The following is a 13732-nucleotide window of genomic DNA, read 5'->3' on the forward strand; positions in this document are numbered from 1 at the left end:
CACCCCCGTCGGGTTCCCTCCGTACACCCCGGCGCCCGACGAACGGGGCACCACGTCCCGCAGGCGCAGACCGTGGATCATCGGTGCCGTCGCCGTCGCTGCCGCCGCGGCACTGACCGCCGTGCTGCTGAACGCGTTCGGCGATACGAACAACGGGTCCGGTGGCACGGGCGGGAACGGTGGCTCGTCGGTGTCGCCCACCGTTTCCACCGCCTCCGAGCGTCTGCCGGCGACATGGACGGGCGTGTGGACCGGTTCCGGGCCCGGCACCCCGGACGCCGACGGGCAACTCCAGCCTCGTACCACCTCGTTCAAGGTCACCCTGACCCTTCACACGGCGGCCCGCGGAGACCTCGCCGGCAAACAGGTCAGCAACGTCACCGAGGCCGGCACCGGACGCGAGGTCGGCTGCACGGAAGCCCTCGAACTGCGCGGTGTCCAGGGCACAACGGCCACTTTCGAGGCGGTCACCAGCCACCCCACCGACCGGTCGGCCGGCACCCTGCTGTGCGAGAGGGGGCATGTCTACGTCGTCCGTCTCACCGATGACGACACCATCGCCCTCGCCGACGAGGGTGCCCAGTCCGCGGGCGCCCCCTCCGAACTGCACCGCAGCCGCAACTGAGTCCAAAGGCGGCCCGGGTTCTGCTTGAATTCTCCCATGGCTGACGGATTCGGCGTCGTGGTCGGTGCCGGCACCCTGCGTTCCGAGAGCGGGGACTCGATCCGCTTTCCGCATCGCTGGACGCCGGAAGGGGTCAGCGTCGAGGCCGACTTCACCGGGGCGCATCTGCTGCATCTGGCTGCCGCCGGGTGCGTGCTGAACGACCTGTACCGCGAGGCCGAGGGTATGGGGATCGGTCTGGACGGTGTGCGCGTCAGCGCGACCGGCGGTTTCGACACCGGTAGTTGGGCGTCCACGGGGATCAGCTATGCGGTCACGCTCGACTCGGCCGCACCCCGCGCCGACCTGGACCGGCTGATCGAGCACGTGGACGCCGTCGCCGAGATCCCCAAGGCGATCCGTGCCGGCGCTCGCGTCACCCGTAGCGCCGACCGGTGACCGGCTCCCTCACGTCTCCCGCACGGGCGCGTAGACGTCTGCCTCCAGGCCGAACGTCCACGCGACGCCCGCCCTGGCCGTCCGCGTCGTCGGCGGTACGCGCAGCCAGTAGGTGCGCCGGGTGCCGTCGGGTTCCGGGGTGGAGTTGAGCACCTCGACCATCACCACCGGCTCGTCGTCGGGCAGTTCTATGCGCCAGAGGGTTCCGGTCTCGTCCCGGTGCACCGGGCGGGCCCCGGAATCGGCGAGGTAGCGGTCGTAGCCGTAGTACTCCAGCATCACCCGGCGCAGCTCGGCGTTCTCCTCGGCGCGGATGCGTTCCGGTGTCAGGGTGGGCAGTTCGGCTATGAACGTGGGCGGTACGGGCATGCCGCGCCAGGCGTGCAGGGCGAAGCCGTCGGGGTAGGCGAGGGCCGGGCCGTCGCCGTTGTCGAGGCGGCCCGCCTCGTCGCGGTGCAGGGCCACGGGCCGTTCCGACGCCACGGCGACGCGAGCGAAGGGCCACCACCAGCCCGCGCTGCGGCACACCTCGGCCAGGGCGCCGAGCGGGCCGTCGTGTGTCGGGAACGCGGCGAGCCAGGGGGCGTCGTGCTGGCCGAGCACGGCGTCCAGCAGGAGCAGGCGGACCTCGGCCGCTTCCTTGCCGGTGTCGCGGCCCACGAGGTCCTCCAGGACGCCGGTGCCGATCCGGTCGACGAGGGGCTGGGTGGAGGCCCACAGGCGTGCGCCGGTCGCCGCCCAGTGCGCGGCCCAGCCCTCGGCGCCGAGTTCGGCGTGCAGCCGACGTCTCTCCAGCGCCCAGGGAGCGGTGCGCAGCGCCTCGCGTACGCTGGGGCCCCGGTCGGTGAGCTGTCGTATCAGTGTCACGGCCGCGCGCGGGGAGTCGGCCCACACCACCCGCTCCGGTTCCGGCAGTCCCGCCTCTCGATAGGCCCGCCGGATGCCGTGCTCGGCGCTCACGCGGTCGGCGGGAGCGGTCGTGGAGGCGTACGCGCGCCACGTGGACAGGTCGTGGCCGGTGCTCGCCCGGGTCAGGCGCTCTTCGGTGTCCGTGCTGGTCATGTGCTGTGCTCCTCTGTGCTGTTCAGTCGGCAACGACGCGGACGGACCCGGGCACGTACTCCCGCTGTCTGATCACCCGGTACCAGCCCTGGGGCAGCGCGATCGCGGCGTGTTCCTCGTGCACCACCCGGCCGCCCTGGGGAAGGTGCAGCAGCAGCGGGCCGAACGGCCCCGGCTCCCGCACCAGTTCGCCCGGACCCACGACCGCGTGGGCGTGTCCGGTGACCTCGCCCAGCGCCAGCACGAGGCGGCCCCGCCCGTCCCGTCGCTCCCTGGGCGCGTGGGCCACATGCGCCGGGACCGCTTCCTCCGTCACCGGCACGATCAGCACGTCTCCTTGCCTGAACACGGCTCTCCCCTCACCGCCGGGTGCACCACGCACCGGCCTCATGACCAAGACCGTAGGGGCCGCCACTGACAACGCCCCCGAATCCCGCCCCGCCGAGGGGGGTTGTCAGTGGCTGTTGGTAGAACTTCCGACATCACATCCCGCGCACTCTTTCTCCTCAGGAGCAGCCGAATGACCATCCACGAGCATCTCGACGCGTTGTACCGGCTGCCCGCGCACACCTTTCCCGGCCCCGCCGCGCCGACGGACGGCCTGCCCGAGGCGGACTCGGTGGCCTGGCGGGTCACGGCGGACGTGTACGACGCCGACGAGGACTGGGCCGACGCCTTCGCCCGTTTCTGTGCCGCCGTCGACACCACCCGGGTGCGGGCCCTGATCGTGGGCGCCTGGGAGGAGGCGTACGACACGGACCCCTCCCCGGTGATCGCCGCCCTGCTCGGGGCGCGGGACCGCTTCCCCGCGCTGCGCGCGCTGTTCCTCGGGGACATGGTGATGGAGGAGTGCGAGATCTCCTGGATCAACCAGACCGACGTCAGCGGGCTGTTGACGGGTTTTCCGGCGCTGGAGGAGTTCGGTGTGCGGGGTGGATCGGGGCTGGGGTTCACCGCCCTGAGCCACGGTTCGCTGCGCCGGCTCGTCGTGGAGACGGGCGGGTTGCCCGCCGCGGTGGTGCGCGGTGTCGGCGCCAGTGATCTGCCCGCGCTGGAGCACCTGGACCTGTGGCTCGGCACTCCCGACTACGGCGGTGACAGCGAGGTCGGCGACCTGGAGGGCATCCTGTCCGGCGCGCGGTTGCCGCGTCTGCGTCATCTGGCCCTGCGCAACAGCGAGATGCAGGACGCGGTGGCCGCGGCCGTCGCCGCCGCTCCCGTCGTCGCCCGCCTGGAAGTGCTGGACCTGTCCATGGGCGTACTGACCGACGAGGGCGCCGGCGCGCTGCTCGGCGGACAGCCGCTCACCCACCTCAAGAAGCTCGACCTCCACCATCACTACCTGAGCGAGCCCTTCGTGGAGCGGATCCGCCGGACGCTGGAGTCGGCGGGCGTGGAGGTCGATCTCGACCGCGGTGACGCGGACGAGGACACCGAGGACGACGGCACGGTCTGGCGCTATGTCGCCGTGGGCGAGTGAGTGCCCGCTCGGTGAGCCGAGCAGCGGCTCTTCCGCGTTTCGCCGTGGTCGGGAACCCGGGCAACCGGCGGGTCTCCCTCTTCGCCGACGCGGTGCGCGCGGCCGGTCTGCCCGGGCCGCGGCTGGTGCCGTGGGCGGACGTCCTGCGCGAGGGGGGAGCGGACTTCGACGCGGACGAGATCGTGCGCGTCGACTCTCCCGGCGAGGATCCCGAGGTCGACCGTCTGTTGCGGGGAGTGCCGGATCCCACTCGGGTGGAGGGGTCGGCGCGTTGGTACGCGGGGTTGATCGCCGCCCTGCGGTCGCTGCGCGGTGGTGTCCGGCTGGACTGCCCCGACGAGCTCGCGGTGCTGTTCGACAAGCGCCGTTGTCACGCCGTACTGGATGCGGCGGGGGTTCCGGTGCCGTTCTCGCCGACGTCGGGGGCGGAGGGCTCGGCGGTGCGGGGCTGGGACGATGTGCGGACGCTGATGCGGGAGCACCGTATGCCGCGGCTGTTCGTCAAGCCCGCTCATGGGTCGTCCGCTTCCGGTGTTCTGGCCGTGGAGGCGGGCGGGGGCGGTCGGATCCGGGCGACGACCTCGGTGGAGCTCGCCGCGGACGGCCGTCTGTACAACTCCCTCAAGGTGCGGCGCTACGAGCACGAGCGGGACATCGCCACCGTCGTCGACGCGCTGGCGCCCGAGGGCCTGCATCTCGAGCGCTGGGTGCCCAAGGCCTCCCTGCGGGGACGCGCGGCGGATCTGAGGGTGGTCGTGGTCGCCGGCCGGGCCACCCACGCGGTGGTCCGCACCAGTCGCACACCGCTGACCAACCTCCACCTCGGTGGCAGCCGGGGCGACCTGGGGGCAGCCCGCGAGGCCGTGGAGGCGTCGGGGGGCCGTTGGGCGGGCGTGCTGGAGGTCTGCGAGCGGGCGGCGGCCTGTTTTCCGCGCACGCTGTGCGTCGGCGTCGATCTGCTGCCGGCCGTCGGGTGGCGCAGAGCCTTCGTCGGCGAGGTCAACGCCTTCGGCGATCTGCTGCCCCGGCTGACCGGTCTGCCCGGCAGCGGCGCCGAGGGACTGGACACCTATGCCGCGCAGGTGGCGGCCGCCCTGCTCATCCACACCCGGCCCGTACCGCCCGTACAGAACAGGAACAGCGCATGTCCGAGCCAGACATGAACGAGATCGTCGGCCGCGACGACCTCCTTCTCGTCACCCTCGACACCCTCCGCCACGACGTGGCCGTCGAGCTGGCGGCCGAGGGCCGCATCCCCAACCTGGCCCGTCACCTTCCGGGCGGCGCCTGGGAGAAGCGCCACGCACCTGGCAGTTTCACCTACGCCTCCCATCAGGCGATCTTCGCGGGTTTCCTGCCGACGCCGGCCGCGCCGGGGCCGCATCCGCGGCTGTTCGCGGCGAGCTTCGCCGGCAGCGAGACCACCGCCGACGGCACCTTCGTCTACGACACTCCCGACCTGGTGTCCGGGCTGGCCAAGGCGGGCTATCACACCGTGTGCATCGGGGGCGTCGGCTTCTTCAACAAGCAGGGCCCGCTCGGCTCGGTGCTGCCCGGACTCTTCGACGAGTCCCACTGGGAGACCGGCTTCGGCGTCACCTCGCCCCAGTCCTTCGAGAACCAGGTCGCCCGAGCCGAGCGGATCGTTTCCCGACTCCCCGCGGAGCAGCGGCTGTTCCTCTTCGTGAACGTCTCCGCCCTGCACCAGCCGAACTGGTTCCATCTGCCCGGCGCGACCCGCGAGGCCGGGGACAGCCGCGCCACGCACGCCGCCGCGCTGGAGTACGTCGACCGGCACATCGGCCGGCTCTTCGCCGCCGCGAGCTCCCGGCGCCGCTGTTTCGCGATCGTCTGCTCCGACCACGGCACCGCCTACGGCGACGACGGCTACACCGGCCACCGCCTCGGCCACGAGTCCGTGTGGACCGTGCCCTACGCCCAGTTCTTCCTCGACCCCGCCGAGGCCGCCCGATGACCACAGCGCAGCTCACCAGTCCCTACCAGCACTATGTGTACGCCTATCCGCACAAGACCGCCTACCGCTCTCTGCCCGACCGGCCCGCGCTGCGGTCGCTGTGGGCGGGCGAGGACAGGAGCGCTCTCTCCCTCTATCTGCACATACCGTTCTGCGAGGTGCGCTGCGGCTTCTGCAACCTGTTCACCCGCATCGGCGCGCCCGACGGGTTGACCGGTGCCTACCTGGACGCCCTGGAGCGGCAGGCCGACGCGGTGCGCGAGGCACTCGGCGACACGGGCGAGGTGCGCTTCGCCACCGCGGCCTTCGGCGGCGGCACGCCCACCTTCCTGACCGCGGCCGAACTGGCGCGCCTGTGCGACATCGCCGACCGGCGCATGGGCGCCGACCTGCGGGCGATCCCGCTGTCCGTCGAGGCCTCGCCGGCCACGGCCACCGCCGACCGTCTCGCCGTGCTCGCGGAGCGCGGCACGACCCGACTGAGCCTGGGTGTGCAGAGCTTCGTCGACGCCGAGGCCCGGGCCGCCGTGCGCCCGCAGCGCCGCGCCGACGTCGAGGCCGCGCTGGGCCGCGTCCGGGACGCCGGCATCCCGGTCCTCAACATCGACCTCATCTACGGCATCGACGGCCAGAGCGAGCGGAGTTGGCGGCACTCCCTGGACGCGGCCCTGGCCTGGCGCCCGGAGGAGCTGTACCTCTATCCGCTCTACGTCCGTCCCCTGACCGGTCTCGACCGCCACCGCGGCGAGTCGGGCACCGACCCGGCCTGGGACGAGCAGCGGCTGCGCCTGTACCGCGCGGGCCGTGACCATCTCCTGGCGCGGGGGTACGTCCAGCAGTCCATGCGGATGTTCCGCCGGGCGGACGCCCCACCGCAGGGTACCGACGACTACGCCTGCCAGACCGACGGCATGATCGGCCTCGGGTGCGGGGCGCGTTCGTACACCCGGGGGCTGCACTACTCCTTCGACTACGCGGTCGGCATGCACCAGATCCGCGGCATCATCGACGACTACGTCCGCGCCGCCGACTTCGCCCACGCCGAGGTCGGCTACCGCATGGACGCCGGCGAGGCCCGCCGGCGGCATCTCCTGCAGTCCCTGTTGCAGGCGGAGGGCCTGGAGGTCGCCGACTACCGTGCCCGGTTCGGGAGTTCCCCCGGCGACGACTTCGCCGCCGAGCTCGAGGGGCTGGCCGAGCGGGGCTGGCTGGCCGACTCCGGATCCGCGCGCCTGCGTCTGAGTGCGGAGGGGCTCGCCCACTCCGACGCGATCGGCCCGCGGTTGTTCTCGCCGGCCGTGCGGGCCGCGATGGACGCGTACGAGAGGAAGTGACCGGCCGTCCATGGACCTGACGATCCTTTACCGGGGGCCGCTCGCCTCCTGTGACTACGACTGCCCCTACTGCCCGTTCGCCAAGCGGCGCGATTCGACCGCGCAACTGCGCGCCGACCGGGCCGCCCTGGAGCGTTTCGCGGACTGGGCAGCCGCCCGCAGCGGTGATCGTCTGTCGCTGCTGTTCACTCCGTGGGGTGAGGGTCTGGTGCGCTCCTGGTACCGGCAGACCCTCGTGCGGCTGTCGCGTCTGCCGCACATCCGCCGGGTCGCCATCCAGACCAACCTCAGCTGCCGCACCGACTGGCTCGCGGACGCCGATCCGGACACCCTGGCCCTGTGGTGCACCTACCACCCCGGGCAGACGCCGTACGACCGCTTCCTCACCAAGTGCCGTGAACTCGCCGACATCGGCGTCCGTTTCAGCGTCGGTGTGGTGGGGTTGCCCGAACATCTGGAGGCCGCCCGCCGACTGCGGGCCGACCTGCCCGGCCATGTCTATCTGTGGGTCAACGCGGCAGAGGGGCACACCTATCAGGACGCCGAGGCCGACCGGTGGACCGCGCTCGACCCCCTCTTCCCCTACAGCCGCCACCCGCACACCAGCGCCGGCCTGCCCTGCCGTACCGGTGAGTCCGTGATCTCGGTAGACGGCGACGGCACCGTGCGGCGCTGCCATTTCGTCCCTGCCGAACTGGGCAATCTCTACGACGGCTCCTATCGCGCCGCCCTGCGTCCCCGGCCGTGTCCGCTGGCCGTGTGCGACTGCCACATCGGCTATGTGCATCTGGAGACCCTGCCCCTGTACGACGTCTTCGCCGGCGGGGTTCTGGAGCGGATCCCGGCCTCGGTGCCGCTCCGGTCAGGGTGAGCGTGTGCTCGACCACCCGGCGGGGCTCCCGCCCTCCGGGGCGGCCAGCGCCGTGGCCAGTTCCTCGGTTGCGTCGACCAGTTCGGCGTCAGCCTCGCTCAGCAGTCGCGGGATGGCGTCGCTGTGGGCGCGGACGGCGCGGCGGGCGGCGTGCTCCCAGGCGATGTGGTCGCCGTGGCGGTGGCGCAGTTTGGGGTAGGCGGCGGCCGTGGTCTCCCACTGGCGGGCGCCGGCGATGTTGCGGAGCAGGTGCAGGATCTGGGCGCGGCAGGTGACCTGGGGGCGCTGGGCCAGGTCCCACAGGAACGGGACGGTGACGGCGGTGGCCTGGTCGACGACGAAGCCGTGGCGGCAGATGCGGTTGCGCAGTCCCGCCAGTGCGGTGTGCGCGGCGCCGGCGTCGCCCGAGGCAACGGCGGCGAGCAGGTAGGGGATGGCGGCTGCGGACCCGGTGGTGTCCTTGATCTCGCGCCATGGCACCCGTGTGACGTCGCCGAGGGTGGCGAGCGGCTGGTCGTTCCCGATGGGGGCGTTCATGGCTTCGGCCTGCCGCCGTCTCCCCCGTCCAGGATGCGGCGCCGCGTGGGCAGCATGGCCCAGACGGTCTTGCCCGCGAGGGCGCGGCGGGTCCAGCCCCAGTGTTCGGACAGGGCGTCGACGATGCGCAGGCCGCGGCCGTTCTCGTCCAGGTCGTCGGAGGCCGGGCGGCACGTCGGTACGGCGCTGTCGGGATCGCTGACGGCACAGACGAGATGACTGGTGCGCAGGGTCAGCCTGAGCCACACCTCGTGCTCGGCGGCCGGGTCGGGCCGGGCGTGGGTGAGGGCGTTGGCGACGAGTTCGGAGACGATGCTCAGCGCGTCGTCACGGCAGTGGTCCAACCGCCAGTGCCCGAGCGTGTGTTCGGTGAAGGCGCGGGCCTGGGCGCTTCCCCTGCCGGTGCCGGACAGGCACAGGGCGGCGGTCCGGGGAGCGCGGCGCGCAGGTGCGGCGAGGAGCGGGGGGAGGTCCTCCGAGCGCGCGGGCGGGCCGAACAGGGCTGCTGGGTGCGCGGGCGACGACACAGCACCTCCTGAGAGGACGACAGGACGGGCGCCAGCGGGGGCGGTTGACGCCCTGGTTATTATCCACGCTGAGAGCATGTTCGTGCAATTTCACGGAAAATTGCATGCGTTGAACGATGGAGCCGACGCCGCGGGCGGGCACACCACCGATGAGGTGGCAGGCCGCTGATGTGGCGCAACACGAGCAAGGAGAGTGCCGTGCCGTCAGTTCGTAACGGGGTACGGGCCAGCGCGCTGGGCGTGGACTGGATCAAGAGCCGTCACAGCAACGCCGAGGGCAACTGCGTGGAAGTCGCCGCCCTGCCCGAAGGGGGCGTCGCCGTACGCAACTCCCGCGACCCGCACGGGCCCGCGCTGGTCTACACACCGGCCGAGGTGGCCGCCTTCATCGCCGGCGCGAAGGACGGGGAGTTCGACCACCTCGTATGATCCCCCGGCCCCCCGGACGCCACTTCCGGCGACACGGGCGCCGAGAGGCAGAACAGTGCGATAATGCGCCCTGTTGTCGTCTGCGTACCGGGAGTCAGGATGTCGTCCGAGTCACCGCGCGTCTCCCGCCTCGAACCGTATCTGGACCGCACCGAACCGGCCCCTACCCTGCTGAAGATGCTGGTCGGGGTGCAGCTGGCGGGTTTTCGCGAGGATGTCGGCCTCTCTCAGGAACAGGCCGCTCGGGCCGTGGGGTTCAGCCCGGCGAAGCTGTCGCGCATCGAGGCGGGCAAGGGACGCCGGCCGCCCACCGAGGATGATGTCCGGGCGCTGCTGCAGCTGTACAGGACAGACGACCACGAGACGTCGGTCCTGCTGCAGCTGCTGCGGCGCGCCGGGGAACCGGGCTGGTGGCAGCGCTTCGACAAGCGTCTGATGCCCGAGTGGTTCGACCGGCTCGTCGGACTGCAGGAGGCGGCCGAGGCGATCCGTACCTTCGAGATCCAGTACGTTCCCGGACTGCTGCAGACCCCGGCCTACACCCGTGCCGTGGTGGAGCGCGGCCTGCCCTCGGCGCCGGCCCGCGAGGTGGAGCGGCGGGTGGAACTGCGCACGCGGCGACGGGAGTTGCTTCAGCGCCCGGACCCGCCCCAGCTGTGGGCGGTCGTCGACGAGTCGGTGCTGTGGCGTGTTCTGGGCAGCCGGGAGGTGATGCGGGAACAGCTCGAGTACCTGGTCAAGATGGCACAACTCCCCCACGTGACCGTGCAGATCGTCCCCCTGGACGTGACGAACGCCTCCGCACCGGCCATCCCCGTCACCTATCTGCGCTTCGGCGGGCTCGAACTGCCGGACGTGGTCTATCTCGAGCACATCAGGAGCGCGACGTTCCTGGAGGACCGCGACGAGACGGAGGAGTACCGGGTGACCCTCGACCGGCTGGCGGACGAGGCCCTCAACCCCCGTGAGTCCCTGACCCTCCTGCGGGAGACGGCCGAAGGGCGGTACGGGGCCCGGTGACCCGGGCCGCCGCTACCGCAGGCGGCCCACCCCGCCGAACTCGATCCACTCCTGGGTGAGCTGACGCGGCGCCACCTCGTTGTCGGGCCGCCAGGTGGACACCTCCACCAGGCCCGGCTCCAGGACGTCCATCCCCTCGAACCACTCGGCGACGTCCTTCTCCTGCCGCACCCGCCCCCAGTGGCCCTGGGTCGCCTGGTCCATGAAGTTCGTGACGAACTCCCGCACTTCGGCGTCCTCGCTCACCAGCTGGCACATCACCAGGTAGCTGCCGGGCACGAGCCGCTCGGCCACCCGGCGCACCACGGCGATCGGCCCGTCGGTGTCGCTGTCGGGGATGCAGTGGAAGACCGAGTTGAACAGCACGGCCACCGGCTGCGAGAAGTCGATCAGCCGCTCGGTGTCGGGGTGGGAGAAGATCGTGTCGGTGTCGCGCAGGTCCGCCTGGATGACGGCGGTGCGGTCGTTCTGGTCCAGCAGGGCGCGGCCGTGCACCAGGACCATCGGGTCGTTGTCGACGTAGACCACCCGCGCCTGCGGATCGACCCGCTGCGCGACCTGGTGCACGTTGTCCTGCGTGGGCAGACCGGAGCCGTGGTCGAGGAACTGGCGCACGCCGTACTCCTGCGCCAGCGTCCTCACCACCCGCTGCAGGAAGCGCCGGTTGTTCTGCGCCAGCGCGCGCGTGCTCGGAACCACCTTGTCGAGTTCCTCGCAGGCGGCCCGGTCGACGGCGTAGTTGTCCTTGCCGCCCAGATAGTGGTCGTACATGCGCGCGGCCGTGGGCACCGTCGCGTCGATCTTCGTGGACAACTGCTTCCCGGACTCCATCGTCTCCCCCACTCCCGCACCGGACCCGGCGCACCCGGACGCCAGGCAATACATCCTAGGGACACCGCACTTGAGCCAACCACCCACTTGATCGAACCGCCCGTAACAGTGCTGTGCCCGGCCGTTGCGCGAGGACGATCCCCGGTCGGTGGAGGGATACCGCATCGAGGCACTCCTGCGACACGCAACACCGCCACCACCCCCGGCCGCAACGACCCGCCTCCGCTGTCGCGGCCTACAGGTGGCGGGCGGCGGCCAGGACCGTGGCCGCGGCTCCTGTGCCCAGGACCGCGCCGGCGATGACGTCGCCCGGGTAGTGCACCCCGGTGTGGACGCGCGAGTAGCCCACGGCGACGGCGAGCAGGCCCAGCGGCACCGTCGCGACGGGCAGCGCGGGGCCGACCGCGGCGGCGAAGGCGACGGCCGAGGCGGTGTGCCCGGAGGGGAACGACGCGGACGCGGGCATCGGCACGTGCCGCCCCGGGAACGGCGAGTCCACCGCGCGGTGGGGACGGGGCCGTCGGACGAGCCGCTTGCCGAGCACGTTGGCCGTGGCCGAGGCGACGCCGATCGCCGCGACACCGAGGGCGGCGGCGCGCCGCGACCGGCCGGGGCTCAGCGCGAGGGCCCCGGCGACGGCGAAGGAGATCTTGGAGTGGTCGGCCGCCGCGGACAGCCGGCGCAGCGCGGAATCCAGCGCGGGTGTGCTGGTGACCGTCACGGCCTCGTACAGCGCCTGGTCGAGGGCGGCGAGATCACGCAGCAGGCCTCGCGTTACACGGTGTTCCCGCGGGGTGCGGTCAGCCATCGCTGTGCTCCTGGTTCTTCTCTCGTGGGTCGGGTGCCCGGTGGAACGCGAGGCGCACGATACGCCGCCAGTCGACGGAGGGTGCGACGTACGGGGCGCCCGGTCGGTGTCTGGGCACACGTACCCGCAGTGCGCCGGGACGTATCGTGCACACGACGGGTGTGGGCAGGGTCAGTGCCTCACCGTCCACGGCCACCGGGATGAACTCCGCCTCGGACTCGACGACCACACGGCGGGGCGCCAGGGTCGTGATGCCGCTGGCCCGCTCCCCCAGCAGCGCCACCTCGGCGGCCTGGGCCGCGCCCTCCACCCGGACCGCGATCACGCCGAGCCTGCCCGAGTCGAGCCGTGCCCTGCGCGCCCCTCCCAGGGGGTCGGCCCGGGCGTAGGGGTTGTTGCTGACCAGTACCGCCTGCGGGGCCTGAAGTCGCTCGTCGTCGGCCCGGGCCGTCAGCGCGGTGCTCGCCTCGCCGGTCAGCAGGTCCGGCAGCTGGTCGAGGGCGGTGGCCGCCTTGGCCTCGCGGTAGTCGGGGCTCTGCACGATGTGCGCGTAGGTGCCGAACGAGGCCGTGTTGACGAACGGCCGGCCGGACACGTCCCCGAGGTCGACGCGGAGTTCCACCCCGTCGGTGAGGGCGTCCAGGCTGCGCGTGGGGTCGTCGCGGTCGAGACCGAGGTCCAGTGCGAAGTGGTTGCGGGTGCCGGCGGTCACCACCATGAACGGCAGGCCGTGTTCGGCGGCCACACCGGCCACCAGGGCCTGGGTGCCGTCACCGCCGGCCACCCCCAGCAGGTCGGCTCCCTCGGCGACGGCCTGCCGGGCCAGCGCCACCGGGTCCGGAGAGGTGTCCAGGTCGAGCAGGATCACCCGGGCGCCGAGGGCTTCGGCCCGTTCCACCAGCCCGTACTTGCCGACTTTTCCGCCGCCGGAGCGCGGGTTCATGATCAGTACGGGGCGGCGGGGTCGGCGCGCGCTGCGGGAATGCATTCCGTGCGGCTTGCGCTGCCTGCGCAGCGCGCTGCGCGCGCAGGCGAGCGCGGCGGTCCAGGCGGCCACGGCCCCCACCGCCACCAGCCCCAGGCCCGACACCGCGTAGAGCACCAGAACGGCCGTCGGCGCCACGACCGCCAGCAGGGCGCCGACGAAACGGGCGATGCCGCGGTGCGCCAGCGCCCACCAGATGCCGGCCCCGGCCAGGGCGAGTCCCACCAGGCCCAGCAGCAGGATCAGCGACTTCCCGGCGCCCGCGACCACGGCGGCCACGGCACCGGCGACACACACCAGGGAGAGCCGGGCCAGCAGTCGTGCCGAGCACGGCTCCGCCTCACCTGTCCTTCGAGTCGCGTGCATGATGCGTCGGGCAGTTCCCGGGGTCCATGGTCCGTGTGCTCGACGCCATCGGTCTCCTCGGTGCTCCGGGTGCTGCCCAGCCTCCTCCCCATGGTGACCGCGGCCCACGGCTCCGGCATCCCGGCGGTCCGCGGTGCGGACCGTGAGCGTCTACCCCGTGATGCCCGCGTTCAAGTCGTCGGACTTCGCCGCGGCCGCCGCCGCGGCGCGGGTCGGCGCGCCCAGGGCCCAGAACAGGACACCGAGGAGGATGAAGGCGGCCAGGGGGACGGCCTCCGTGAGGAGGTACTTGACGCGCTCGCCGTGGCTCCAGCCGTCCGGGGCGTAGTCCGAGCCGAACCAGTGGTCGCCGGCGCCGGGAGCGATCAGCTGCAGGGTCGCGAACAGGATCAGCACGGTCAGGACGATGCTGATGGCGAGGGGGAAGGGCGCCTTGTAGGGGCG

Annotated in this window: 15 protein-coding genes and 2 pseudogenes; 9 read left to right on the plus strand and 8 right to left on the minus strand. The window is 72.3% G+C overall.

Annotated features, from left to right (window positions below):
- Window positions 1–625, plus strand: a pseudogene (locus GRC12_RS32470) (hypothetical protein); the annotation flags it as partial.
- Between the two features lie 36 nt (window positions 626–661).
- Window positions 662–1063: an OsmC family protein gene (locus GRC12_RS32475; protein ID WP_208783147.1), complete on the plus strand. Its 402-nt coding sequence runs from the start codon at window positions 662–664 to the stop codon at window positions 1061–1063.
- Between the two features lie 9 nt (window positions 1064–1072).
- On the opposite strand, the gene GRC12_RS32480 is transcribed toward GRC12_RS32475, so the two are convergent.
- Together GRC12_RS32480 and GRC12_RS32485 are read right to left on the minus strand one after the other, a co-directional pair.
- Window positions 1073–2125, minus strand: a complete 1053-nt coding sequence (locus tag GRC12_RS32480; RefSeq protein ID WP_208783148.1) for a DUF6745 domain-containing protein — start codon at window positions 2123–2125, stop codon at window positions 1073–1075.
- Between the two features lie 22 nt (window positions 2126–2147).
- Complete coding sequence (locus tag GRC12_RS32485; RefSeq protein WP_208783150.1) at window positions 2148–2474, minus strand: hypothetical protein; 327 nt, start codon at window positions 2472–2474, stop codon at window positions 2148–2150.
- A 171-nt stretch (window positions 2475–2645) separates the two neighbouring features.
- On the opposite strand from GRC12_RS32485, the gene GRC12_RS32490 reads away from it, so the two are divergent.
- Genes GRC12_RS32490 through GRC12_RS32510 form a run of 5 tightly spaced genes read left to right on the plus strand, consistent with a single transcriptional unit; the run spans window position 2646 to window position 7785 of the window.
- Window positions 2646–3605, plus strand: coding sequence for an STM4015 family protein (locus GRC12_RS32490; RefSeq protein WP_208783151.1), 960 nt, complete (start codon window positions 2646–2648; stop codon window positions 3603–3605).
- Between the two features lie 11 nt (window positions 3606–3616).
- Window positions 3617–4768: an STM4014 family protein gene (locus tag GRC12_RS32495; protein ID WP_208783152.1), complete on the plus strand. Its 1152-nt coding sequence runs from the start codon at window positions 3617–3619 to the stop codon at window positions 4766–4768.
- Window positions 4765–5580, plus strand: coding sequence for an STM4013/SEN3800 family hydrolase (locus tag GRC12_RS32500; protein WP_208783165.1), 816 nt, complete (start codon window positions 4765–4767; stop codon window positions 5578–5580). The genes GRC12_RS32495 and GRC12_RS32500 overlap by 4 nt, the downstream gene beginning before the upstream one ends.
- On the plus strand, window positions 5577–6914 hold the full coding sequence (locus GRC12_RS32505) for an STM4012 family radical SAM protein (protein ID WP_208783153.1): 1338 nt from the start codon (window positions 5577–5579) through the stop codon (window positions 6912–6914). The genes GRC12_RS32500 and GRC12_RS32505 overlap by 4 nt, the downstream gene beginning before the upstream one ends.
- A gap of 10 nt (window positions 6915–6924) precedes the next feature.
- Window positions 6925–7785 (plus strand): STM4011 family radical SAM protein, encoded by an 861-nt coding sequence (locus tag GRC12_RS32510; RefSeq protein WP_208783154.1) that lies wholly within the window; start codon window positions 6925–6927, stop codon window positions 7783–7785.
- Here GRC12_RS32510 and GRC12_RS32515 read toward each other — a convergent pair.
- Window positions 7777–8322, minus strand: coding sequence for a hypothetical protein (locus GRC12_RS32515; protein ID WP_244374115.1), 546 nt, complete (start codon window positions 8320–8322; stop codon window positions 7777–7779). The genes GRC12_RS32510 and GRC12_RS32515 overlap by 9 nt on opposite strands.
- Window positions 8319–8849 carry an ATP-binding protein gene (locus GRC12_RS32520; protein WP_308286689.1) on the minus strand — a complete coding sequence of 177 codons (531 nt, stop codon included), beginning with the start codon at window positions 8847–8849 and terminating at the stop codon, window positions 8319–8321. The genes GRC12_RS32515 and GRC12_RS32520 overlap by 4 nt, the downstream gene beginning before the upstream one ends.
- 198 nt (window positions 8850–9047) lie before the next feature.
- Between GRC12_RS32520 and GRC12_RS32525 the strand changes: the two genes are divergently transcribed.
- Window positions 9048–9278, plus strand: coding sequence for a DUF397 domain-containing protein (locus GRC12_RS32525; protein WP_133043820.1), 231 nt, complete (start codon window positions 9048–9050; stop codon window positions 9276–9278).
- A gap of 99 nt (window positions 9279–9377) precedes the next feature.
- Window positions 9378–10298 (plus strand): helix-turn-helix domain-containing protein, encoded by a 921-nt coding sequence (locus GRC12_RS32530; RefSeq protein WP_208783156.1) that lies wholly within the window; start codon window positions 9378–9380, stop codon window positions 10296–10298.
- Window positions 10299–10310: 12 nt separating this feature from the next.
- On the opposite strand, the gene GRC12_RS32535 is transcribed toward GRC12_RS32530, so the two are convergent.
- The 4 genes and pseudogenes from GRC12_RS32535 to GRC12_RS32550 form a co-directional block, all read right to left on the minus strand.
- The gene (locus GRC12_RS32535) at window positions 10311–11129 is read right to left on the minus strand and encodes an SAM-dependent methyltransferase (RefSeq protein WP_208783158.1); all 819 of its coding nucleotides are present in this window, start codon (window positions 11127–11129) and stop codon (window positions 10311–10313) included.
- 235 nt (window positions 11130–11364) lie between these two features.
- Entirely contained in the window at window positions 11365–11937 is a 573-nt protein-coding gene (locus GRC12_RS32540; protein WP_208783160.1) for a phosphatase PAP2 family protein, read from the minus strand.
- The gene (locus GRC12_RS32545) at window positions 11930–13288 is read right to left on the minus strand and encodes a diacylglycerol/lipid kinase family protein (protein ID WP_208783162.1); all 1359 of its coding nucleotides are present in this window, start codon (window positions 13286–13288) and stop codon (window positions 11930–11932) included. The genes GRC12_RS32540 and GRC12_RS32545 overlap by 8 nt, the downstream gene beginning before the upstream one ends.
- Window positions 13289–13438: 150 nt before the next feature.
- Window positions 13439–13732, minus strand: a pseudogene (locus GRC12_RS32550) (APC family permease); the annotation flags it as partial.

The sequence above is a fragment of the Streptomyces griseorubiginosus genome, from assembly GCF_017614965.1.
Taxonomy (GTDB): Bacteria; Actinomycetota; Actinomycetes; order Streptomycetales; family Streptomycetaceae; genus Streptomyces; species Streptomyces griseorubiginosus_B.

Bases quoted from the DNA above. Each gene is read 5' to 3' on its own strand.
- GRC12_RS32475 (WP_208783147.1), top strand. From the start codon at position 662: ATGGCTGACGGATTCGGCGTCGTGGTCGGTGCCGGCACCCTGCGTTCC.
- GRC12_RS32535 (WP_208783158.1), bottom strand. From the start codon at position 11,129: ATGGAGTCCGGGAAGCAGTTGTCCACGAAGATCGACGCGACGGTGCCC.
- GRC12_RS32545 (WP_208783162.1), bottom strand. From the start codon at position 13,288: ATGCACGCGACTCGAAGGACAGGTGAGGCGGAGCCGTGCTCGGCACGA.
- GRC12_RS32530 (WP_208783156.1), top strand. From the start codon at position 9,378: ATGTCGTCCGAGTCACCGCGCGTCTCCCGCCTCGAACCGTATCTGGAC.
- GRC12_RS32500 (WP_208783165.1), top strand. From the start codon at position 4,765: ATGAACGAGATCGTCGGCCGCGACGACCTCCTTCTCGTCACCCTCGAC.
- GRC12_RS32505 (WP_208783153.1), top strand. From the start codon at position 5,577: ATGACCACAGCGCAGCTCACCAGTCCCTACCAGCACTATGTGTACGCC.
- GRC12_RS32510 (WP_208783154.1), top strand. From the start codon at position 6,925: ATGGACCTGACGATCCTTTACCGGGGGCCGCTCGCCTCCTGTGACTAC.
- GRC12_RS32480 (WP_208783148.1), bottom strand. From the start codon at position 2,125: ATGACCAGCACGGACACCGAAGAGCGCCTGACCCGGGCGAGCACCGGC.
- GRC12_RS32515 (WP_244374115.1), bottom strand. From the start codon at position 8,322: ATGAACGCCCCCATCGGGAACGACCAGCCGCTCGCCACCCTCGGCGAC.
- GRC12_RS32540 (WP_208783160.1), bottom strand. From the start codon at position 11,937: ATGGCTGACCGCACCCCGCGGGAACACCGTGTAACGCGAGGCCTGCTG.
- GRC12_RS32490 (WP_208783151.1), top strand. From the start codon at position 2,646: ATGACCATCCACGAGCATCTCGACGCGTTGTACCGGCTGCCCGCGCAC.